At 70.1% G+C, this 21,090-nt stretch carries 19 protein-coding genes and 1 pseudogene; 11 read left to right on the top strand and 9 right to left on the bottom strand.

The genetic code is table 11. The annotated features are described in order from the left end of the window. The first annotated feature begins 103 nt into the window (after positions 1-103). The 3 genes and pseudogenes from KCH87_RS03965 to KCH87_RS48810 form a co-directional block, all read left to right on the top strand. On the top strand, positions 104-817 hold the full coding sequence (locus tag KCH87_RS03965; protein WP_210584159.1) for a tRNA-dependent cyclodipeptide synthase: 714 nt from the start codon (positions 104-106) through the stop codon (positions 815-817). Beyond that, on the top strand, positions 814-2,007 hold the full coding sequence (locus tag KCH87_RS03960) for a cytochrome P450 (RefSeq protein ID WP_247195693.1): 1,194 nt from the start codon (positions 814-816) through the stop codon (positions 2,005-2,007). Before KCH87_RS03965 ends, KCH87_RS03960 begins: the two co-directional genes overlap by 4 nt. Positions 2,008-2,188: 181 nt before the next feature. Next, a pseudogene (locus tag KCH87_RS48810) lies at positions 2,189-2,363 on the top strand (AraC family transcriptional regulator); the annotation flags it as partial. Between the two features lie 67 nt (positions 2,364-2,430). On the opposite strand, the gene KCH87_RS03950 reads toward KCH87_RS48810, so the two are convergent. Further along, a complete protein-coding gene (locus KCH87_RS03950) occupies positions 2,431-4,773 on the bottom strand; it encodes an excinuclease ABC subunit UvrA (protein ID WP_210584157.1) in 2,343 nt (780 codons plus the stop codon). An 80-nt stretch (positions 4,774-4,853) separates the two neighbouring features. Between KCH87_RS03950 and KCH87_RS03945 the strand changes: the two genes are divergently transcribed. Further along, positions 4,854-5,585, top strand: coding sequence for a TioE family transcriptional regulator (locus tag KCH87_RS03945; RefSeq protein ID WP_210584155.1), 732 nt, complete (start codon positions 4,854-4,856; stop codon positions 5,583-5,585). A 6-nt stretch (positions 5,586-5,591) separates the two neighbouring features. Here the strand turns inward: KCH87_RS03945 and KCH87_RS03940 are convergent, their stop codons facing one another. Continuing rightward, the gene (locus tag KCH87_RS03940; protein ID WP_210584152.1) at positions 5,592-6,389 is read right to left on the bottom strand and encodes a VOC family protein; all 798 of its coding nucleotides are present in this window, start codon (positions 6,387-6,389) and stop codon (positions 5,592-5,594) included. Positions 6,390-6,568: 179 nt separating this feature from the next. Further along, positions 6,569-7,045, bottom strand: coding sequence for a DUF6299 family protein (locus tag KCH87_RS03935; RefSeq protein ID WP_210584150.1), 477 nt, complete (start codon positions 7,043-7,045; stop codon positions 6,569-6,571). A gap of 237 nt (positions 7,046-7,282) precedes the next feature. Here KCH87_RS03935 and KCH87_RS03930 point away from each other — a divergent pair, with 237 nt between their 5' ends. After that, positions 7,283-7,477, top strand: a complete 195-nt coding sequence (locus KCH87_RS03930; RefSeq protein ID WP_210584148.1) for a DUF5999 family protein — start codon at positions 7,283-7,285, stop codon at positions 7,475-7,477. A 7-nt stretch (positions 7,478-7,484) separates the two neighbouring features. Here the strand turns inward: KCH87_RS03930 and KCH87_RS03925 are convergent, their stop codons facing one another. After that, positions 7,485-7,883: a RidA family protein gene (locus KCH87_RS03925; protein ID WP_210584146.1), complete on the bottom strand. Its 399-nt coding sequence runs from the start codon at positions 7,881-7,883 to the stop codon at positions 7,485-7,487. After that, positions 7,880-9,010, bottom strand: a complete 1,131-nt coding sequence (locus KCH87_RS03920; protein ID WP_210584144.1) for an acyl-CoA dehydrogenase family protein — start codon at positions 9,008-9,010, stop codon at positions 7,880-7,882. Before KCH87_RS03920 ends, KCH87_RS03925 begins: the two co-directional genes overlap by 4 nt. Positions 9,011-9,134: 124 nt before the next feature. Between KCH87_RS03920 and KCH87_RS03915 the strand changes: the two genes are divergently transcribed. The 5 genes from KCH87_RS03915 (at position 9,135) to KCH87_RS03895 (ending at position 14,385) form a co-directional block, all read left to right on the top strand. Beyond that, positions 9,135-10,757, top strand: coding sequence for an AMP-binding protein (locus KCH87_RS03915; protein WP_210584142.1), 1,623 nt, complete (start codon positions 9,135-9,137; stop codon positions 10,755-10,757). A gap of 15 nt (positions 10,758-10,772) precedes the next feature. Further along, positions 10,773-11,591 carry a PaaX family transcriptional regulator C-terminal domain-containing protein gene (locus tag KCH87_RS03910; RefSeq protein ID WP_210584140.1) on the top strand — a complete coding sequence of 273 codons (819 nt, stop codon included), beginning with the start codon at positions 10,773-10,775 and terminating at the stop codon, positions 11,589-11,591. A 135-nt stretch (positions 11,592-11,726) separates the two neighbouring features. Next, the gene (cysC, locus tag KCH87_RS03905) at positions 11,727-12,278 is read left to right on the top strand and encodes an adenylyl-sulfate kinase (RefSeq protein ID WP_210584138.1); all 552 of its coding nucleotides are present in this window, start codon (positions 11,727-11,729) and stop codon (positions 12,276-12,278) included. Next, a complete protein-coding gene (gene cysD, locus KCH87_RS03900) occupies positions 12,275-13,177 on the top strand; it encodes a sulfate adenylyltransferase subunit CysD (RefSeq protein WP_210584137.1) in 903 nt (300 codons plus the stop codon). Before cysC ends, cysD begins: the two co-directional genes overlap by 4 nt. A 2-nt stretch (positions 13,178-13,179) precedes the next feature. After that, entirely contained in the window at positions 13,180-14,385 is a 1,206-nt protein-coding gene (locus KCH87_RS03895) for a sulfate adenylyltransferase subunit 1 (RefSeq protein ID WP_210584135.1), read from the top strand. Positions 14,386-14,706: 321 nt separating this feature from the next. Here the strand turns inward: KCH87_RS03895 and KCH87_RS03890 are convergent, their stop codons facing one another. Both KCH87_RS03890 and KCH87_RS03885 read right to left on the bottom strand, forming a co-directional pair. Next, the gene (locus tag KCH87_RS03890) at positions 14,707-17,073 is read right to left on the bottom strand and encodes a bifunctional salicylyl-CoA 5-hydroxylase/oxidoreductase (protein ID WP_210584981.1); all 2,367 of its coding nucleotides are present in this window, start codon (positions 17,071-17,073) and stop codon (positions 14,707-14,709) included. Between the two features lie 2 nt (positions 17,074-17,075). Continuing rightward, positions 17,076-17,903, bottom strand: a complete 828-nt coding sequence (locus KCH87_RS03885; protein WP_210584133.1) for an enoyl-CoA hydratase family protein — start codon at positions 17,901-17,903, stop codon at positions 17,076-17,078. A 321-nt stretch (positions 17,904-18,224) separates the two neighbouring features. On the opposite strand from KCH87_RS03885, the gene KCH87_RS03880 reads away from it, so the two are divergent. Continuing rightward, positions 18,225-18,677, top strand: a complete 453-nt coding sequence (locus KCH87_RS03880) for an ATP-binding protein (RefSeq protein ID WP_210584131.1) — start codon at positions 18,225-18,227, stop codon at positions 18,675-18,677. 11 nt (positions 18,678-18,688) lie between these two features. Here KCH87_RS03880 and argF read toward each other — a convergent pair whose 3' ends face one another. Both argF and KCH87_RS03870 read right to left on the bottom strand, forming a co-directional pair. After that, positions 18,689-19,699 (bottom strand): ornithine carbamoyltransferase, encoded by a 1,011-nt coding sequence (argF, locus tag KCH87_RS03875; RefSeq protein ID WP_210584129.1) that lies wholly within the window; start codon positions 19,697-19,699, stop codon positions 18,689-18,691. A gap of 60 nt (positions 19,700-19,759) precedes the next feature. After that, positions 19,760-20,983, bottom strand: coding sequence for an arginine deiminase (locus KCH87_RS03870; protein ID WP_210584127.1), 1,224 nt, complete (start codon positions 20,981-20,983; stop codon positions 19,760-19,762). Between the last annotated feature and the right edge of the window lie 107 nt (positions 20,984-21,090).

The raw sequence follows: 21,090 nt of genomic DNA, 5'->3' as shown, positions 1-21,090 counted from the left end.
TAGGGGTTTACTCAGTGCGTCTGATCGGTAGCGTGGGGTCGTCGTTGCCGCCGCACGCAGGGCGCCAGGCCCTGAAGAATCGCGGCGCGATGAGGATTCGATCTTGACTCAGGCGACTGTCGCCCCAGCCGAGACCTTCCAGCTCCAGCCCTATACCGACCAGTGCCGCGTCATCGCCGGCGAGGGCGCGCACGCGATCATCGGGGTCTCCCCCGGCAACAGTTACTTCTCCGCCCGGCGTCTGAACGATCTGGCGCGCTGGGCCGCAGCCCGGTTCGACCAGGCGGACTTCGTCTATACCGATGTCCATGTGGCCGACATGTACCAGGCCCTCGGCCACACCCCCGAACACGCCCGGCAGAAGGCGGTGAAGAACGTCCGGGGCGTGCGCGCCAAGGTCTCCACCGCCTGCGCGGACGCGGACCCCGGGGGCGATCGCCTGACCTGGCACCCCATGTCGGCCTTCCAGGGCAACGCCGCATATCGGCGCCTCCACCACGAGGTGGTCCACGCCGTTGAGACCGACCCGGCCGTGCGCGAGACCTGCGATGCCCTGGCCGGCCTCTTCCTGGCCGGAAAGCTCGGCCCGGACGGACAACCCACCGACGAGCAGCGGCAGGTGTGCCGGGACTACGTCTGCGCCGAAGTCCCCCTGTTCATCGACACACCCGCCATCCTCGGCGTCCCGTCGTCGCTGAACTGCTACCACCAGGCCCTGCCGCTCGCCGACCTGCTCTACGCACGGGGGTACGGCCTGCGCGCCTCCCGCAACCAGGGCCACGGCATTCTCACGCCCGCCGAAGGAGAAGCACGTTGATCACCGCCGCGACCGAGACGCTCCCCGCGTTCCCCTTCGACTGGAACGGCACCCGCCTGCCCGAGGACGTCGAGGCCCTGCGCGATGCGCCCGTGAAAAAGGTCCGCACGATCGCCGGAGCCGAAGCGTGGCTGGTCTCCTCGTATCGCCTGTGCAAGCAGGTACTCGAAGACGACCGGTTCTCCCTCAAGGACACCTCCGCCCCCGGCGCTCCCCGGCAGTACGCCCTGACGATCCCGCCGGAGGTGGTGAACAACATGGGCAACATCACCGGCGCCGGGCTGCGCAAGGCGGTGATGAAGGCCATCAGCCCCAAAGCCCCTGGCCTTGAGGAGTGGATGCGGCGCGAGGCCGGCCGGCTGGTGGACGGGCTCCTCGCCGAGGCGGCACCGGCCGAACTTCGCGGCGGTTTTGCCGACCCGTACTCCGCCGGGATGCACTGCCACATCCTCGGTGTTCCGCAGGAGGATGCGGCGTTGCTGCTGCGCAGCCTGGACGTGGCGTTCATGAACTCGCCCCGGGAGATCGAGGCGGCGCGGCTCAACTGGGACCGCGACATCGCGTACATGGCCGCTCGCCTCGACGACCCGGCCACGACGGGCCTGATGGGCGACCTCGCGAAACTGCGCGGCACCGGCGAATACGCCCACGTCACGGACGAGATGTTCGCCACCGTCGGCGTCACGCTGTTCGGCGCGGGGGTCATTTCCACCTCGGGATTCCTCACCATGGCACTCGTCTCGCTGCTGACCCGCGACGACGTCCGCCGGGCACTCACCACCGGCGGCGTTTCGGTGGCGGACGCGATGGACGAACTCCTGCGGATCAACCTGTCCATCGGCGACGGCCTGCCCCGCCTCGCCCTGGAGGACGTCCGGCTGGGCGATGTGGAGGTGAAGAAGGGGGAGTTGGTCCTGGTCCTCGTCGAGGGCGCGAACCACGACCCCGCGCGTTTCCCTGAGCCGCACAGGTTCCAGCCGGGCCGGGAAGGCGCCGCCGATCATCTCTCCTTCGGTGCAGGAGCGCACTACTGCCCGGCCACCGCCCTGGGGAAGAAACACGCGGAGATCGCGCTTCAGGCCCTGCTGGAGCGGCTTCCGGGCCTGCGGCTGGCCGTACCGGTCGAACAACTCGTGTGGCGCACCAACTTCATGAAACGCCTGCCGGAGCGGCTCCCCGTCGCCTGGTAGGCGTCAGGACAAGAAACAGGGCAGGAAAGGAGAACAGGGGCGCCTCACCGCAGGCGCCCCTGTGATCCGGGTCAGGCGAGCGCGTCTACCGAGGGGACGACGACGCCGTACATGTCCGTGATCGTCGCCAGCGCGCTCCGGTGGAGCTGCTCGGCAGTCACCTCGCCGGCGGCCGTGCTGACGGCAGCTCACCCGCGTCTTCAATACGGAACTGGGCACGACCCCCGCCGCCTATGTCGATTCGGCCCGGTCGAGGTGGCGCGGAACCAGCTGGAAACCACGGACGACACCCTTGCCGCCGCAAGCTCGACACCACCCCGACCGAGTACCGAAACCGGTTCCGTCACACGACATGAGCAAGCGTCTTCCGACGCTTTCCTTCCGACGCTTTCCTTCCGACGCTTTCCGCGGGGCTGCCCCGCCTCAGCTGCCCACGTAGTCCGCGAGGTGCTCACCGGTGAGGGTGGCGCGGGCGGCGACCAGGTCGGCGGGTGCGCCCTCGAAGACGATCCGGCCGCCTTCGTGCCCCGCGCCGGGGCCGAGGTCGATGATCCAGTCGGCGTGCGCCATGACCGCCTGGTGGTGCTCGACGACGATGACCGACTTCCCGGAGTCCACGAGCCGGTCGAGCAGGGCGAGCAACTGCTCGACATCGGCGAGGTGGAGACCGCTGGTCGGCTCGTCGAGGATGTAGATGCTGCCGGACCCGGCCATGTGGGCGGCCAGCTTGAGCCGTTGCCGCTCGCCGCCGGACAGGGTGGTGAGCGGCTGACCGAGGCTGAGGTAGCCGAGCCCGACGCCGGCGAGCCGGCCGAGGGCGGCGTGCGCGGCCGGCGTGCGCGCCTCACCGGCGCCGAAGAACTCCCCGGCCTCGGTCACCGACATGGCGAACACCTCGCTGATGTCCCGGCCGCCGAGACGGTACTTCAGCACCGAGGCCTGGAACCGCTTCCCCTCGCACTCCTCGCAGGTGATGGCGGTACCGGCCATGATCGCCAAGCCGGTGTAGGTGACGCCGGCGCCCCTGCAAGTGGGGCAGGCACCCTCGGAGTTGGGGCTGAACAGAGCCGGCTTCACGCCGTTGGCCTTCGCGAACGCCTTGCGGATCGGGTCGAGCAGTCCGGTGTACGTCGCCGGGTTGCTGCGCCGGGAACCCCTGATGGCTCCCTGGTCCACCGTCACCACGCCGTCCCGGCCGGCCACCGAGCCGTGGATCAGCGAGCTCTTGCCGGAGCCGGCGACCCCGGTGACCACGGTGAGCACGCCGAGCGGGATGTCCACGTCGACGGCGCGCAGGTTGTGGGTGTCCGCACCGCGCACCTCCAGCACGCCGGACGGCCCCCGCACCGACGGCTTCACCGACGCCCGGTCGTCCAGGTGCCGTCCGGTGAGCGTGCCGCAGGCCCGCAGCCCCTCCACCGTGCCCTCGAAGACCACCTCGCCGCCGGACGCACCGGCCGTCGGCCCGAGGTCGACCACGTGGTCGGCGATCAGGATCGTCTCCGGCTTGTGCTCCACGACCAGCACCGTGTTGCCCTTGTCGCGCAGTTGAAGCAGCAGGTCGTTCATGCGCTGGATGTCGTGCGGATGCAGGCCGACAGTGGGCTCGTCGAAGACGTAGGTGACGTCGGTGAGGGCGGAGCCGAGGTGGCGGATCATCTTGGTGCGCTGCGCCTCACCGCCGGAGAGCGTGCCCGAGGACCGGTCGAGCGAGAGATAGCCGAGCCCGATCCGGGCGAACGAGTCAAGGGTCTCTCCCAGTACCGCCAGCAGGGTCGCGACCGACGGCTCGTCGAGGCCGCGGATCCATGCGGCCAGGTCGCTGATCTGCATCGCGCAGGCGTCGGCGATGCTGACACCGTCGATCTTCGAGGACCGGGTGATGTCGCTGAGCCGGGTTCCGTGGCACGTGGGACAGACGCAGAACGTCACTGCCCGGTCCACGAACGCCCGGATGTGCGGCTGAAGCGCTTCTCTGTCCTTGGACAGGAACGACTTCCGTACCCGCGCGATCAGGCCCTCGTAGGTGGTGTTGATCCCCCTCACCTTGACCTTGACCGGGTCCCGGTGCAGGAAGTCGCGCAGCTCCACGCCGGTGTAGTCGCGGATCGGCTTGTGCGGATCGAGGAAACCGGATGCGGTGAACGACTGCACCACCCAGCTGTCCGCCTTCCACCCCGGAACGGTGATCGCACCGTCGGCGAGCGACTTGGAGTCGTCGTAGAGCCGGCGGGGATCGATGTCGGAGACGGTGCCCAGGCCCTCGCAGCGCAGGCACATGCCGCCGACGACGCTGAAGCTCTTCTCGATCAGCTTGCCGTTCACCTCCAGCGTGCCCGACGCCTCGACCGAGGCGATGTTGAAGGAGAACGCCTTTTGCGAGCCGATGTACGGCTTGGCGAGCCGGCTGAACAGGATGCGCAGCAACGCACCCGCGTCGGTGGCGGTGCCGACCGTGGAGCGGGGACTGGCGCCCATCGGCTGCTGGTCGACGAGGATCGCGGTCGTCAGCCCGTCGAGTACGTCGACCTCGGGCCGCCCCAAGGCCGGCATGAAGCCCTGCACGAAGGCGCTGTAGGTCTCGTTGATCAGCCGCTGCGACTCCGCGGCGATCGTGTTGAACACGAGCGAACTCTTGCCCGAGCCGGAGACACCGGTGAACACCGTCAGCCGGCGCTTCGGGATCTCGACGTCTACGTTCTTGAGGTTGTTCTCACGCGCGCCGTGCACGCGGATCAGATCATGGCTGTCAGCTTCACTGGTCATGCCCCTTAAGCGTACCTCTGCAACGCCCGTTGAGACTTTCTCGGAGAAGTGGCAGGACACCTGCGATAAAGTCTCAAACCGTGGACCACCTGCGCCCTTCCGACCTCGCCCGCGAGCACGGCATCTCGACCCAGGCGGTCCGTAACTACGAGCGGGACGGCTTCATCCCGCTCGCCGAACGCACCCCGTCCGGCTACCGGACCTACACCGAGGTCCACGCGACGGCGCTACGCGCCTATCTGGCGCTCGTCCCCGCGCACGGTCACGCCGTGAGCGGACAGATCATGAGGTCGCTCAACGCGGGTGAACTCGACGCCGCGCTGACGGCCGTGGACCGCAGTCATGGCCAGCTGCTGCGCGACCGGGGAACGCTGGACGCGGTCGGACAGGCCGTCGAGCACCTGACCACCGGCCCGGACACCGCCGCGCACGCACCCGCGGGCGCCGAGCCCCTCAGCGTCGGCGAACTGGCCCACCGTCTGGGCGTCACCGCAGCGACCCTCCGCAACTGGGAGGTGGCGGGCATCCTCGCCCCCGGCCGCGAGCCGGTCACCGGACACCGCATGTACGGTGCCGCCGACATCCGCGACGCCGAGCTCGCCCACCTCCTCAGACGAGGCGGCTACCCGCTGGACCAGATCGCCGTCGTGGTCGAGCAGATCCGTACCGCCGGCGGCACCCAGGCGCTGTCAGCCGCCCTCGACGACTGGCGGCAGAGACTCACCGCCCGAGGGCTCTCCATGCTCCACGCGGCCGCCCGGCTCGCCCAGTACGTGGCCCTGCTCGACAGCGTCCAGACCGGCACTTCCTGAGGGAGTTCAGCTCGAGGACGGGGCGAGCACCACGAAGTCCGCGCCCGACGGGTCGAGGCAGACGGCCAGCCGGCCGACACCCTCGGCGTCGTCCGGGCCCATCTGCACACTGCCGCCGTTCTTGGTGACCTCGGCGACCGCGGCGTCACAGTCGGCGACGGCGAAGACCGGGTGCCAGTAGGGCCGCCCGTTCGCCAGCGCGAGGTTCTCCTTGGGGAGCTCCATGAGGCCGCCGTGCATGCGGTCCTCGGGAAGCCCGGCGGGGGTGATGAGGCCGTACGTGCCGCCGCCGCCCGGCAGCTCCATGTCGCTGAACTGCCAGCCGAGGACACCGCCGTAGAACTCCTTCGCGGCCGCGGCGTCGCTCGTGTACAGCTCGGTCCAGGACAGCGAGCCCGGCACGTCCACCAGCTCGACGCCCTTGTTCGTCCCCGGCTGCCAGACGGCGAACTGGCCGCCCAGCGGATCGCTGTACTGCGCCATCCGGCCCCACTCGTCGAGGTCCATCGGCGCGACCCGCACCGTGCCGCCCGCGCGCTCCACGGCCTTTGTGGTGGCGTCCGCGTCAGCGACGCTGTAGTAGATCATCCAGGCGGGGCGCGCGCCCTCCTCGGTGAGCTTGCCGAGCCCGGCGACGATCTTGCCGTCCGTCCGGAACATCCCGCCTTCCACGTCCTCCCCCTGGCCCATGGACTCGAAGTCCCAGCCGAGCACCGCGCCGTAGAAGGCCGCGGCGGCCCGGACGTCAGGGGCACCGAGGTCCAGCCAACAGGGTGAGCCGGGGACGAAATCTGTGGTGATCACGGCGATTTCCCTTTCGCAGATCCTGTGTGACCCCAGCCTGACACCCGGCACTGACAATCGCCCCTCGGCCGGTCCCGCCAAGGGCCGGACATGCCGTCGCGCCTCCCCTGTCCGGCGGAGGCGCGACGGTTGACGGTCCTGTTGCGTCAGCCCTGGGCAGGGGTGACGTCCTGGGCGGGTCAGCCCTTGCTCAGGGTGACGTCCTTCTGGAGTTGAGCGTGGAAGTGCGGCATCAGGGGCAGTCCGCCCCAGGGGCGGAGTTCCACCACCGTGGCCTCGACCTGGGCCTTGCCGAGCTTGAGCGTGCTCGGCTCGTGCTTGCCGGTGTTCTCCCAGCGGTGCACGGCGCCGTCGCACACGGCGCGGGTGCCGCCGACGGAGTAGCTGACCGTCATGGATCCCAGGCTGTTGGTGTTGCTCTTGCTCTGGCCGACATTGGAGCTGACGAAGGTCGGGCCGACGCTGTCGCGGCAGCGGTAGGTGCCGGAGAGCTTGACGGTCCCGTCGGCCGCCATACTCACCTTCTTGTCGACCGTCACGGTCTCACGGGGCTCGGCGGGGGCGGGCGGGGCGGCGGGCGCGGACGGGGCGGCGGCCAGCAGGAGCAACGCGGCGCCCGCTGTGGCTAGGACGGCAGGAACGGGACGGACGGGCATGGCAGGATCTCCCGATTGAACGGAATAGAGGTTTCCACATCTAATTCCACCGGTACGCCCGCAGGCGTGAACCTCACCCCTTCGGTGGCGAGTCCGCCCCGACCGTCGTGGAACCGTCCAGGTGTTGTCCGCGTGTTGTCACGCTTGGCGACAGGCCGTTCCGCCCACTTTCCCGCGAGGGCATGGTCTATCCATAGGGATGGCTCAAGGACGGCCTGACTGACCTGGAGGTACGCCATGTGTTCCCACCAGACTTCGTACTCCTCGGCCGACAGCAACACTTCGCACATCGTCGCCGCCCACCCGGAGCAGGGCTGGAGTCTGCTGTGCGACGGCGCGATCGTCTTCGACGACTCCGGTGAACTGCTCCCCGACGGCCGCGTCGTCGCGCCGCACCGGGTGCCGGTGGAGCGGCCGGCCCTCGCCGCCTGACCGACTCCTACGGCAGTACGGCGAACCCGTCGAGCTCGACCAGCGCCTGTACGTCCCACAGGCGTACGACCTCCACGACCGCCATCGCCGGATAGTCCCGCCCGGCCAACCTGCGCCAGACTCCGCCCAGTTCGGCGGCGTGGGTGCGGTACGCGGCGACATCCGTGGCGTAGACGGTGACGCGGGCGAGGTCGGCAGGGGTGCCGCCCGCGGCGCGCAGGGCGGTCAGCAGGTTGGTGAGAGCTTGCTCGAACTGCTCGGGGAGGGTGGATCCGGTGACCTTGCCGTCGGCGTCGAGGGCGGTCTGGCCGGCCAGGAACACGATGCGGGCGCCGGTGGCGACGACCGCGTGCGAGAAGCCTGTGGGCGGGGAGAGCTCGGGCGGATTGACACGCTCGGCGGTCACGGAGCCTCCCCCATGGATGCGTACAACTCCTTGGCGATGATGCCTCGTTGGACCTCGCTCGCGCCTTCGTAGATACGTGGCGCACGCACCTCGCGGTAGAGGTGTTCGAGGAGGTGGCCGTGGCGCAGGGCGCGGGCGCCGTGCAGTTGGACGGCCGTGTCGACGACGTACTGCGCGGTCTCGGTGGCGAGCAGCTTCGCCATCGCCGCGCGCTTGGGGACGTCCGGGGCGCCTTCGTCGTACGCCGTCGCGGCCGCGTACACCATGAGGCGGGCCGCGTCCGTGCGCAGCGCCATCTCGGCGACCTGATGGGCGACGGTCTGTAGGTCCTTCAGCTTGCCGCCGAAGGCGTCCCGCCCTGCGGTGTGGGTGAGGGTCGCGTCGAGAGCGGCCTGCGCCATGCCGACCGCGAAGGCGCCGACGCTCGGGCGGAAGAGGTTGAGGGTGCCCATGGCGACGCGGAAGCCGCGGTCGACCTCGCCGAGCACGTCGTCCGCGGTGACCGGCACGGCGTCGAAGTCGAGGGTGCCGATGGGGTGCGGGGAGAGCATGTCCAGGGCGGCGCCGGTGAGGCCGGGGCGGTCGGCGGGCACGAGGAAGGCGGTGACACCGCGGGCACCGGCGCCGGGGGTGGTGCGCGCGAAAACGGTGTAGCAGTCGGCCTCGGGGGCGTTGGAGATCCAGCACTTCTCGCCGGTGAGCCGCCAGCGGGAGGGGCCGTCGCGCTCGGCCGACAGGGACAGAGCCGCCGCGTCGGACCCGGCCCCCGGCTCGCTGAGCGCAAACGCCGCCACCGCGCTTCCGTCTTTCACCCGGGGCAACCACCGCTCCCTCTGGGGTGGCGTGCCGTGCGCGTGAACCGGATGCGCGCCCAGCCCCTGAAGGGCCAGTGCGGTCTCCGCCTCCGTGCAGGCGTACGCGAGGGACTCCCGCATCAGGCACAGATCGAGAGCACCGGAGGTGAACAGACGCTCCAGTAGGCCCAGTTGGCCGAGTTCGGCGATCAACGGACGGTTCACACGTCCTGGCTCACCCTTGTCGGCGAGCGGGTGCAGGCGTTCGTGGGCCAGGGTGCGCAGCTCCGCACACCAGGCGGTTTGCGCCGGATCGAGCGAGAATGCGGGCATTGCCGGTCCCCTCTCTCCATTGGGCCCTACGACGATATCGCGCACCATTGACTGCCGTCACCAACACGATACGCTCGTTGCGCCGGCCCACCCAGGCGCCCACAAGGCAAGGGGGCGAACCGCCATGAACGTCTCGGCCCACGTGGACTCCTTCGCACGCGACCATCTCCCGCCACCCGAGCAGTGGCCCGAGCTCCGCTTCGACCTGCCGGAGCTGCGTTACCCCGATCGGCTGAACTGCGCCGCCGAACTGCTCGCCGGGCCGGACGACGATCGTCCGGTGTTCCACACACCCACCGGCGACACATGGTCGTACGGCACACTCCGCGCCCGCGTCGACCGGCTCGCGCATCTCCTCACCGGCGACCTGGGCGTCGTCCCCGGCAACCGCGTCCTGCTGCGCGGCCCCACCACCCCCTGGCTGGCCGCCTGCTGGCTGGCCGTGCTGAAGGCGGGCGCGGTCGCGGTCACCGTGCTGGCCCAGCAGCGCCCGCACGAGCTCAGGACCATCTGCGAGATCGCCGAGGTACGGCACGCGCTGTGCGACATCCGGGCCGTCGACGACCTCGCCAAGGCCGAGATACCGGGCCTGCGGATCACGACGTACGGCGGTGACGCCCCGGACGACCTGCTGCACCGCACGGCGCCCGACACGCCGTACGCCGCCGTGCCCACCGCTGCCGACGACGTCGCGCTGATCGCCTTCACCTCCGGCACCACCGGCCGCCCGAAGGGGTGCATGCACTTCCACCGGGATGTGCTCGCGATAGCGGACACCTTCTCGAAGCATGTGCTGCAACCACATGTGGGCGATGTCTTCGCGGGCAGTCCCCCGCTCGGCTTCACCTTCGGGCTGGGCGGGCTGGTGATCTTCCCGATGCGAGCCGGCGCGAGTGCGCTGCTGCTCGAACAGGCGGGCCCCAAGCAGCTGTTGCCCGCGATCGCCGAACACCGGGTCTCGGTGCTGTTCACCGCGCCGACGGCGTACCGCGTGATGCTCGACGAGCTCGACTCCTGCGACATCTCGTCGCTGCGCCGCTGTGTCTCCGCCGGCGAGAACCTGCCCGCCGCCACCTGGCGGGCCTGGCACGAGCGCACCGGGCTGCGCATCATCAACGGCATCGGCGCCACCGAGCTGCTGCACATCTTCGTCTCGGCCGCCGACGAGCACATCCGGCCGGGGACGACAGGGGTTCCCGTACCGGGGTGGCACGCGCGCGTGGTCGACGAGCTCGGCGCCGAAATGCCCGACGGCGAACCGGGGCTGCTCGCGGTGCGCGGGCCGATCGGCTGCCGGTATCTCGCCGACCCGCGGCAGCGGGAGTACGTGCGCGGCGGCTGGAACATCACGGGTGACACCTACGTCCGCGAGGTTGACGGCTACTTCCGCTATGTCGCCCGCGCGGACGACATGATCATCTCGGCCGGCTACAACATCGCGGGACCCGAGGTGGAGGACGCGTTGCTGCGGCACCCGGATGTGCTGGAGGCCGCCGTCGTGGGACGGTCCGACGAGGCGCGCGGGCAGGTCGCGGTGGCGTACGCCGTGCTCAGGGAGGGCGCGCGGCGGGACGCCGAGGCGCTGCGCACGTTCGTGAAGGCGGAACTCGCGCCCTACAAGTGCCCACGCGAGATCGTCTTCCTGGACGCGCTGCCGCGCACGCCGACCGGCAAACTCCAGCGCTTCAGACTGCGCACCGACGGTGACCGGCACATGGGGCCGCGCACCGAAGGTGACCAGCAGTGATGCCGACGACCTAAGATGATCAACGTGTCCGACCAGCATGCTCCACGGTCCCTGATCGTCACGCTCTACGGCGCGTACGGCCGCTTCCTCTCCGGCCCGATGCCCGTCGCCGAGCTGATCCGGCTGCTCGCCGCAGTGGGCGTGGACGCGCCTTCCGTGCGTTCGTCGGTGTCACGGCTCAAACGGCGCGGGCTGCTGGCACCGGCCCGTACGGCGCAGGGCGCGGCCGGGTACGAACTGTCGCCGGACGCCCGCCAGTTGCTCGACGACGGCGACCGGCGCATCTACGCCGGCACGCCGCCCGAGGACGCGGGCTGGGTGCTCGCCGTGTTCTCGGTGCCGGAGTCGGAGCGGCAGAAGCGGCATGTGCTGCGCTCGCGGCTGGCCGGTCTTGGCTTCGGCACCGCGGCCCCGGGTGTGTGGATCGCCCCGGCCCGGCTGTACGAGGAGGCCCGGCACACCCTCCAGCGGCTGCGGCTCGACCCGTACGTCGACTTCTTCCGCGGCGACCACCTCGGCTACGCGCCGACCGTGGAGGCGGTCGCCCGCTGGTGGGACCTGGCCGCGATCGCCAAGGAGCACGAGGCGTTCCTCGACCGCCACGCGCGCGTGCTGCGGGACTGGCAAGGGCGCGCGGCGGCGAACACCCCGCCCGAGGAGGCCTACCGCGACTATCTGCTCGCCCTGGACTCCTGGCGGCACCTGCCCTACGCCGACCCCGGACTGCCCGCGCATCTGCTCCCCGCCGACTGGCCGGGCGTCCGCTCGGCGGAGGTGTTCCGGGGACTGCACGAGCGGCTGCGGGACGCGGGGGCCGTCTTCGCGGGCGTGTGACCTCACCCACGAATTGTGTGATCCCACCCACATCATGCGTCACTAATGGAACCCTTAGGTTCTTCTATCGCTCTTCTCAAAGTTCTTACCTAGCGTCCACTCAGCACGCCAGGTAAGGAAAGAGGATTCTGACGCATGACCACCACGGCAAGGGCTCAGGGAGCCACCGTCTGGCTCACCGGGTTGCCGAGTGCGGGTAAGACGACGATCGCCCGGCATCTCGGTGAGCGGCTGAAGGCCGAGGGACATCGCGTGGAGGTCCTCGACGGCGACGAGATACGGCGTTTCCTCTCCGCCGGCCTGGGCTTCTCCCGCGAGGACCGCAACACGAACGTGCAGCGCATCGGCCTCGTCTCCGAGGTCCTCGCCCGCAACGGCGTGCTCTCAGTCGTCCCGGTGATCGCGCCGTACGCCGACAGCCGGGAGGCGGTGCGCAAGCGGCACGACGCGAGCGACACCCCGTACATCGAGGTGCATGTCGCCACGCCGGTCGAGGTGTGCAGCGAGCGGGACGTGAAGGGTTTGTACGCCAGGCAGGCCGCGGGCCAGCTGTCGGGGCTGACCGGCGTCGACGACCCGTACGAGCCGCCGACGGACGCGGCGCTGGTGCTGCCGACGCAGGACCAGACGCCCGAGGAGTCGGCGGACGCGGTGTACGCGGTGCTGGCGGAGCGGGGGTTGGTGTGACCGGGTTCAGCCTCTCCCATCTGGACGCGCTGGAGTCCGAGGCGGTGCACATCTTCCGTGAAGTGGCGGGTGAGTTCGAGCGGCCGGTGATCCTGTTCTCCGGCGGCAAGGACTCCATCGTCATGCTCCACCTGGCACTCAAGGCGTTCGCCCCGGCGGCGATCCCGTTCTCACTGCTGCACGTGGACACCGGGCACAACTTCCCCGAGGTGCTGGAGTACCGCGACCGTGTGGTGGCCGCACATGGGCTGCGCCTCCATGTGGCCTCCGTACAGGACTACATCGACCGCGGTGTGCTGCGCGAACGTCCCGACGGGACGCGTAATCCGCTGCAGACCCTGCCGCTGACCGAGAAGATCCAGTCCGAGAAGTTCGACGCGGTCTTCGGCGGCGGACGCCGGGACGAGGAGAAGGCCCGCGCCAAGGAGCGGGTGTTCTCCCTGCGGGACGAGTTCTCCCAGTGGGACCCGCGCCGCCAGCGCCCCGAGCTGTGGAACCTGTACAACGGCCGGCACGCGCCCGGCGAGCACGTCCGCGTCTTCCCGCTGTCCAACTGGACCGAGCTGGACGTGTGGCAGTACATCGCCCGCGAGGAGATCGAGCTGCCGGAGATCTACTTCGCACATCAGCGTGAGGTGTTCCAGCGGGCCGGCATGTGGCTGACCGCCGGCGAGTGGGGCGGGCCCAAGGCGACCGAGACGGTCGAGAAGCGGCAGGTCCGCTACCGCACCGTCGGCGACATGTCCTGCACCGGCGCCGTCGACTCCGACGCCGACACCATCGAGAAGGTCATCGCCGAGATCGCCGCCTCCCGGCTCACCGAACGCGGCGCCACCCGTGCCGACGACAAGATGTCCGAGGCCGCGATGGAAGACCGTAAGCGCGAGGGGTACTTCTAACCATGAGCACGACCATCGACACCCTCCGCTTCGCGACCGCCGGTTCCGTCGACGACGGCAAGTCCACGCTCGTCGGCCGGCTGCTGCACGACTCCAAGTCGATCCTCACGGATCAGCTGGAGGCCGTGGAGCGCGCCTCGGCGAGCCGCGGCCAGGACGCCCCCGACCTCGCGCTGCTCACCGACGGGCTGCGCGCCGAGCGCGAGCAGGGCATCACCATCGACGTGGCCTACCGCTACTTCGCCACCCCGCGCCGCCGGTTCATCCTCGCCGACACCCCCGGCCACGTGCAGTACACCCGCAACATGGTCACCGGCGCCTCCACCGCCGAACTGGCCATCATCCTGATCGACGCCCGCAACGGCGTCGTCGAGCAGACCCGCCGCCACGCCGCCGTGGCCGCCCTGCTCCGTGTCCCGCACGTGGTCCTCGCCGTCAACAAGATGGACCTCGTCGGGTACGAGGAGAAGGACTTCGAGCGCATCGTCGAGGACTTCGCGGGCCACGCGGCCGAGCTGGGCCTGCCCGGCTTCACACCGATACCGGTTTCGGCGCTCGTCGGCGACAACGTCGTGGACCGCTCGGCGCACATGGACTGGTACGAGGGCCCGGCGCTGCTGGAGTTCCTGGAGAACGTGCCCGTCGGCAGCGGCCCCGCGGACGCCCCGGCCCGCTTCCCCGTCCAGTATGTGATCCGGGACGGGGAAGTCCGGTACTACGCCGGGCAGTTGGTGTCGGGCTCGCTGAAGGTCGGTGACCGCGTCACCGTTCACCCGTCCGGCGAGACCTCCGAGATCACCGCCATCGACGTACTCGGCACCGAGGCCGACGTGGCGCATGCGCCGCAGTCGATCGGCATCCGGCTGGCCGACGAGCGGGACATCTCCCGCGGCGACATGATCACCGCATGCGTCGACGCGCCGACGCTCACGCGGGAAGTGCGGGCCGCCGTCTGCCACCTGGCCGACCGCCCCCTGCGGGTCGGCGACCGCGTCCTGGTCAGGCACACCACCCGCACCGTGAAGGCCCTCGTGCAGGATCTGGCAGGCGCGACCGAGCTGACCGCGAACGACCTGGGCCGCATCACCCTGCGCACCGCCGAGCCGCTGGCGCTCGACGACTACGCGGTGTCGCGGCGGACGGGCGCGTTCATCCTGATCGACCCGGCGGACGGCGCGACGCTGACCGCAGGAATGGCCGAGCTGTAGAGCGCCTGCCTTACAAAGAGGATGTACGCCTTCAAGTCCCCAGCGTCAGCCGGGGCTTGGGGGCGTCCGTGCGACCGGTCTGCGGACGGCGACTGCCCGCCCGGTGCGACGCCGGCCAGCCGACACCCGACCCCGTCGTAGCCCTGGAGCTGCAACCCAGCCCCACGCACACGCCCTCAAGTCCCCAGCGTCAGCCGGGGCTTGGGGGCGTCCGTGCGGCCGGTCTGCGGGCGTCGGCTGCCCGCCCGGTACGACGCCGGCCAGCCGACACCCGACCCCGTCGTAGCCCTGGAGCTGCAACCCAGCCCCACGCACACGCCCTCAAGTCCCCAGCGTCAGCCGGGGCTTGGGGGCGTCCGTGCGACCGGTCTGCGGACGACGACTGCCCGCCCGGTACGCCGTCGGCCAGCCGATGCCCGGCCCGTCGTAGCCCTGCTCGGCCGCCGCGTGCAGCGTCCAGTGCGGGTCGTAGAGGTGCGGGCGGGCCAGCGCGCACAGGTCTGTGCGCCCGGCCAGGATCAGCGAGTTGACGTCGTCCCAGGACGAGATCGCGCCGACGGCGATCACCGGGATACCGGTCTCATGGCGGATACGGTCGGCGTACGGCGTCTGGTACGAGCGCCCGAACTCCGGCCGCTCCTCGGCGACGACCTGCCCGGTGGACACGTCGATCGCGTCGGCGCCGTGCGCGGCGAAGGCGCGGGCGATCTCCACCGCCTCCTCGCCGGTGGTGCCGCCCTCGGCCCAGTCGGTGGCGGAGATCCGGACGGTCATGGGCCGGTCCTCGGGCCACACTCCGCGTACGGCATCGAAGACCTCGAGCGGGAAGCGGAGCCGATCGGCGAGCGTGCCGCCGTAGGCGTCGGTGCGGAGGTTGGTCAGCGGGGAGAGGAAGCCGGAGAGCAAGTAGCCGTGGGCGCAGTGGAGTTCGAGGAGGTCGAAGCCGGCTCGGGCGGCGCGCCGGGCGGCCGCCGAGAACTGTTCGCGGATGTCGATGAGTTGGGCGCGGGTCAGTTCGCGGGGGGTTTGGCTCTCCGGTTTGTACGGGATCGGGGAGGCGGCCACGAGCGGCCAGTTGCCGTCCTCCAGCGGCTCGTCCATGCCCTCCCACATCAGCTTGGTCGAGCCCTTGCGGCCGGAGTGGCCGAGCTGGATGCCGATCGCGGTACCGGGCGCCTGGGCGTGCACGAAGTCGGTGATCCGTTTCCAGGCCTCCGCCTGTCTGCCGGTGTAGAGGCCGGTGCAGCCCGGGGTGATCCGGCCCTCAGGGCTCACGCACACCATCTCGGTCATCACCAGACCGGCGCCGCCGAGAGCCCGTGCGCCCAGGTGGACGAGGTGGAAGTCGCCGGGGTCGCCGTCGACGGCCGAGTACATGTCCATCGGTGACACCACGACCCGGTTGCGCAGGGTCAGCCCGCGCAGCCGGAACGGCGTGAACATCGGGGGCGTGCCGGGCGGGCAGCCGAACGCGCGCTCCACCGACGCGGTGAAGTGGGCGTCGCGCAGCCGCAGGTTGTCGTGGGTGACGCGGCGGCTGCGGGTGAGGAGGTTGAAGGCGAACTGGCGGGTCGGCTGGTCGAGATAGAGGGCGATGTTCTCGAACCACTCCAGGCTGGCGCGGGCGGCGCGCTGCGTGGAGGCGACGACGGGGCGCCGCTCCTCTTCGTAGGCCTCCAACGCGCTCTCGATCGAGGGCTGTTCCTCCAGACAGGCGGCCAGCGCCAGTGCGTCCTCGACGGCGAGCTTCGTGCCGGAGCCGATGGAGAAGTGGGCGGTGTGGGCGGCGTCGCCCAGCAGCACCACGTTCCCGTCCGACCAACGTTCGTTGACCACCGTACGGAACGTGGTCCACGCCGACTTGTTGGACCTCAACGGCCGGCCGCCCAGCGCGTCCGCGAAGATCTTGGCGCAGCGCTCGACGGACTCCTGCGGGTCGAGCTCGGCGAAGCCGGCCGACTGCCACACCTCCTCGCGCATCTCGACGATCACCGTGGAGGCGTCGGGCGCGTACGGGTAGCCGTGCAGTTGCATCACGCCGTGTTCGGTTTCCGCGATCTCGAAGCGGAAGGCGTCGAAGGCGAAGTCGGTTGCGAGCCAGATGTAGCGGCAGTGGTGTGTGGCCACATGGGGGCGGAACACATGGGCGTAGGACTCGCGGGTGGTGCTGTTGACTCCGTCGGCGGCGATGACGAGGTCGTTCGTCTGTGCCAGCCAGTCGGGGTACGGGGCCTCGGAGCGGAAACGGAGCTCTACGCCCAGGGCGCGGCAGCGGTCGTGCAGGATCTCCAGGAGGCGCTTCCTGCCCAGTGCGGCGAAGCCGTGGCCTCCGGAGGCGTGGTGGGTGCCTCGGTGGACGATGTCGATGTCGTCCCAGCGGATGAATTGTTTCTGCAGGGCCTCGTAGACCGCTGGGTCGGCGTGTTCGATGCCGCCGAGGGTTTCGTCGGAGAGGACTACGCCGAAGCCGAAGGTGTCGTCGGGGGCGTTGCGTTCCCAGACGGTGACTTCGCGGGCCGGGTCCAGGCGTTTCAGCAGAGCTGCGGCGTAGAGGCCGCCGGGGCCTCCGCCGATGATCGCCACTCGTAGGGGGTGGCCTGTCTTGGTCGGCGACTGCGGGTTGTCTGTGGCTGGTCGCGCAGTTCCCCGCGCCCCTGGGGTTGGCACAGTCCCCTCGGTCGAGAACATCGCTACCTCCCCTGCCATTTCGGAGGGCGCTTCTCCTTGAATGCCGCGTGGAACTCCGCGTAGTCCTCGCCGTTCATCAGCAGAGCCTGTGTCGAGGCGTCCAGCTCGATCGAGGGCGCCAGCGGCATGTCCAGTTCCGCCGTCAGGAGGGCCTTCGTCTGGGCGTACGCCAGAGCCGGGCCCTCGGCCAGGCGGCGGGCCAGCGCGCCCGCGGCCTCGTCCGCGCGGCCCTCATCCGTCAGTTCGCTGATCAGGCCGATGCGCTCGGCCTCGGGGGCCCGGACCGGCTCGCCCAGCATCAGCAGGCGGGTCGCGTGGCCGAGGCCGACGACCCGGGGCAGCAGGTACGCCGCGCCCATGTCGCCGCCCGACAGGCCGACCCTGGTGAACAGGAAGGCGAAGCGGGCGGTGGGGTCGGCGACGCGGAAGTCGGCGGCCAGGGCGAGGACCGCGCCCGCGCCCGCTGCCACGCCGTGCACGGCGGCGATCACCGGGAACGGGCACTCGCGTACGGCCCGGACCACCTGGCCGGTCATCCGGTTGAAGTCGAGGAGCTGGGCGGTGTCCATGGAGAGGGTGGCGCCGATGATCTCGTCGACGTCGCCGCCGGAGCAGAAGCCGCGCCCCTCGCCGGTCAGCACGAGGGCGCGGACCGCCCGCTCGCGGGACAGCTCGGCGAGCAGGTCGCGCAGGTCGGCGTAGGCGCCGAAGGTGAGGGCGTTGAGTTTCTCGGGGCGGGCGAGGGTGACGGTGGCGACGCCGTCGGTGAGCTCGACGCGCAGGTGCTGCCAGTCGGAGGTGCGGGCGGCCGAGCCGGTGAAGGGACTCATGACGTGGGGCCTCCTCGGGCGACGTTGCCTCACGGGGCGCTGCCCTTCGAAGTTATCACCTATATGTGACTGTCGTCATGAGGGCGCGATAGAGGCAGCCATCCCACTAGCCGTTACAGGTAACCGGTCTCGGTCACATCCGTCACGGAACGGCACGGATCGTCAATAGCGCGGTAACGACGGGAGCAGTCGCGCTAGGCGGACCGTTGGAACGGGTAAGCCGCCCGATACCGGGGCCGAAGGTCCCATACGGCGCCCGTCGAGCGGCTCTGCCGGAGGGCGCCGTACCATTCATATGGTTGAAAGCAGGACAGCCTGCTCATGAACGGAACCGCCTTGTACGAACGCTCGCCCGCCTCCGCCTCCTGGCGCATCGCGCTGCCGCACACCGCTGCGGCCGTGCCCGTGGCCCGCGCCCTGGTTCGCACGGCGCTGGCCGAGCTGGAGCACGGGGCCGACTGCGACACCGCGGAACTGCTCACGGCGGAGCTGGTCGCCAACGCCGTGGAGCACGCCACCGGGGAAGGCCCGATAGAGCTGGTGGTGGAGCTGCTGCCGTCCGGCTGCCAGGTCGAGGTGCACGACCCGGACCCGGCGCCGCCCGGGAACCTCACCCGTCCGGCCCACGGGGAGCCCGACCCCTGGCAGGAGCACGGCCGCGGTCTGCTCCTCATCCGCGCCCTCAGCTCGTCCTGCGGCCACCGCCCCACCGGTTCCGGCAAGGCGGTGTGGTTCAGGCTGCCGGTGATACCGCCTCAGCGGCGTCCGGCCTGACCGACGCGGGGTCAGGCGAGAGTGGCGACCAGCACCGCCTTGATCGTATGCATGCGGTTCTCGGCCTCGTCGAAGACGACCGAGTGCGCCGACTCGAAGACCTCGTCGGTCACTTCCAGCGACTCCAGACCGTGACTCTCGTAGATCTCGCGGCCGACCTTGGTGCCGAGGTCGTGGAAGGCCGGCAGACAGTGCAGGAACCTGACGTCCGGGTTGCCGGTGGCCCGCAGGACGTCCATGGTCACGGCGTACGGCGCGAGAGCCGCGATCCGCTCGTCCCAGACCTCCTTCGGCTCACCCATCGACACCCAGACATCGGTGGCGACGAAGTCGGCCTCCCGAACACCCTCGGCGACGTCCTCGGTGAGGGTGATGGCGGCGCCGCTGTCCTCCGCCAGCTTGCGGGCCCGGGCCACGACCTCGTCACCGGGCCAGTACTCCTTGGGCGCGACGATGCGTACGTCCATGCCGAGCAGAGCCCCGGTGACCAGGTAGGAGTTGCCCATGTTGAAGCGGGCGTCGCCGAGGTAGGCGAAGGTGATGCCGTCGTCCAGGCTCTTGGCGCAGTGCTCCGTCATCGTGAGTATGTCGGCGAGCATCTGGGTGGGGTGCCAGTCGTCGGTCAGGCCGTTGTAGACGGGCACACCCGCGTACGCCGCCAGCTCCTCGACCTTCTGCTGACTGTCCCCGCGGTACTCGATCGCATCGAACATCCGCCCAAGGACCCGCGCGGTGTCCTTCACCGACTCCTTGTGCCCGATCTGCGAGCCCGACGGGTCCAGATACGTCGTCGAGGCGCCCTGGTCGGCGGCCGCGACCTCGAACGCGCAGCGGGTTCGCGTCGAGGTCTTCTCGAAGATCAGCGCGATGTTCTTCCCGCTCAGGTACCGCGTCTCGGTCCCGGCCCGCTTGGCGGCCTTCAGCTCTGCGGACAGCGCGATCAGGGCGCGGAACTCCTCCTCGGTGAAGTCCAGCTCCTTGAGGAAATGGCGGCCGGCGAAGGCGGTCGGGACTGTCGCCATGGGGGCGCTCCAGAGGTACGAGAACAAGACCCTTGGAAGTCTATACGACCGTAGGCATTTCTATACGGCCGCACGTTCGACCGGGCAGCTCATGCACCGCGGCCCGCCCCTCCCCCGCCCCAGTTCGCTGCCCGGGATCTCGATCACCTCGATGCCCTGCTTGCGCAGATGCGTGTTGGTGGTGGAGTTCCGCTCGTAGGCGACGACGACGCCCGGCTCGACGGCGAGGACGTTGCAGCCGTCGTCCCACTGCTCTCGCTCGGCCGCGTGCACGTCCTGTGTCGCGGTCAGGACGCGGATCTCGCTGAGCCCCAGCGCGGCGGCGATCGCGCGGTGCATGTGCTCCGGCGGATGGTCGGTGACCTTCAGCTCCTTCTCGGCGACGCCCGGTTCGATGGTGTACGAGCGGAGCATGCCGAGCCCCGCGTACTGGGTGAAGGTGTCGCCGTCGACCATGGTCATCACGGTGTCGAGGTGCATGAAGGCCCGCCGCTTGGGCATGTCGAGGGCCACGATCGTCTCGGCCGAGCCCGCGGCGAACAGTTTGTGGGCGAGCATCTCGACGGCCTGGGGGGTCGTCCGCTCGCTCATGCCCATGAGAACGGCTCCGTTGCCGATCACCAGGACGTCGCCGCCCTCGATGGTGGACGGATAGTCGGCCTGTCCCTCGGACCAGACGTGGAACGTCTCGTCACGGAACAGCGGATGGTGCCGGTAGATCGCCTCGAAGTGCACGGTCTCCCGCTGCCGGGCGGGCCATCTCATCGCGTTGACGGAGACGCCGTCGTAGATCCAGGCGGAGGTGTCGCGGGTGAAGAGGTGATTGGGAAGGGGGGCGAGGAGGAAGTCGTCGAGGTCCATGACGTGGAAGCGGACGGAGGTCGGCTCCGGGTGCACGTCGAGGAACTCGCGCTTGGTCATGCCGCCGACCAGGAGCTCGGCGAGCTCGCCGGCCGGCAGGGACTCGAAGGCGGCCCGGAGGTGGTCCGTGGCGAGCACCCCGTACTCCTTCTCGTCGAAGACGCGGTCCAGGACGAGCGAACGGGCCACCGGGATCGCCAGGGCCTCGGTCAGCAGGTCGCCGAAGAGATGGACGGCGACACCACGGTCGCGCAGCACATCCGCGAACCCGTCGTGCTCGGCGCGCGCCCGGCGCACCCAGAGCAGGTCGTCGAAGAGAAGCGCGTCCTTGTTGCTGGGGGTGAGCCTTTTGAGCTCGAGATCCGGCCGGTGCAGGATGACGCGGCCGAGCCGCCCGGCCTCGGAGTTGACATGGAATCCCATGACTCCATCCTGACCATCGCCGACCGGGTTCACCCCCTGCTCGACCGTTTCTGTTTTCGTCCCCTTGACGAAAAGCGGGCCTGCCCCCAGCCGGTGAGCAGGCTGGG

This window comes from Streptomyces sp. GESEQ-35, from assembly GCF_017948485.1.
Lineage (GTDB): Bacteria > Actinomycetota > Actinomycetes > Streptomycetales > Streptomycetaceae > Streptomyces.
The sequence above is the reverse complement of the archived record's forward strand: the minus strand, read 5'-3'. Positions and strand labels throughout refer to the sequence as shown.

Coding starts and splice junctions, on each gene's coding strand:
- cysC (WP_210584138.1), top strand. CDS start 11,727: ATGACCACCACGGCAAGGGCTCAGGGAGCCACCGTCTGGCTCACCGGG.
- argF (WP_210584129.1), bottom strand. CDS start 19,699: ATGGCGACAGTCCCGACCGCCTTCGCCGGCCGCCATTTCCTCAAGGAG.
- KCH87_RS03885 (WP_210584133.1), bottom strand. CDS start 17,903: ATGAGTCCCTTCACCGGCTCGGCCGCCCGCACCTCCGACTGGCAGCAC.
- KCH87_RS03935 (WP_210584150.1), bottom strand. CDS start 7,045: ATGCCCGTCCGTCCCGTTCCTGCCGTCCTAGCCACAGCGGGCGCCGCG.
- KCH87_RS03920 (WP_210584144.1), bottom strand. CDS start 9,010: ATGCCCGCATTCTCGCTCGATCCGGCGCAAACCGCCTGGTGTGCGGAG.
- KCH87_RS03870 (WP_210584127.1), bottom strand. CDS start 20,983: ATGGGATTCCATGTCAACTCCGAGGCCGGGCGGCTCGGCCGCGTCATC.
- KCH87_RS03930 (WP_210584148.1), top strand. CDS start 7,283: ATGTGTTCCCACCAGACTTCGTACTCCTCGGCCGACAGCAACACTTCG.
- KCH87_RS03890 (WP_210584981.1), bottom strand. CDS start 17,073: ATGTTCTCGACCGAGGGGACTGTGCCAACCCCAGGGGCGCGGGGAACT.
- KCH87_RS03950 (WP_210584157.1), bottom strand. CDS start 4,773: ATGACCAGTGAAGCTGACAGCCATGATCTGATCCGCGTGCACGGCGCG.
- KCH87_RS03915 (WP_210584142.1), top strand. CDS start 9,135: ATGAACGTCTCGGCCCACGTGGACTCCTTCGCACGCGACCATCTCCCG.
- KCH87_RS03895 (WP_210584135.1), top strand. CDS start 13,180: ATGAGCACGACCATCGACACCCTCCGCTTCGCGACCGCCGGTTCCGTC.
- KCH87_RS03880 (WP_210584131.1), top strand. CDS start 18,225: ATGAACGGAACCGCCTTGTACGAACGCTCGCCCGCCTCCGCCTCCTGG.
- KCH87_RS03910 (WP_210584140.1), top strand. CDS start 10,773: ATGATCAACGTGTCCGACCAGCATGCTCCACGGTCCCTGATCGTCACG.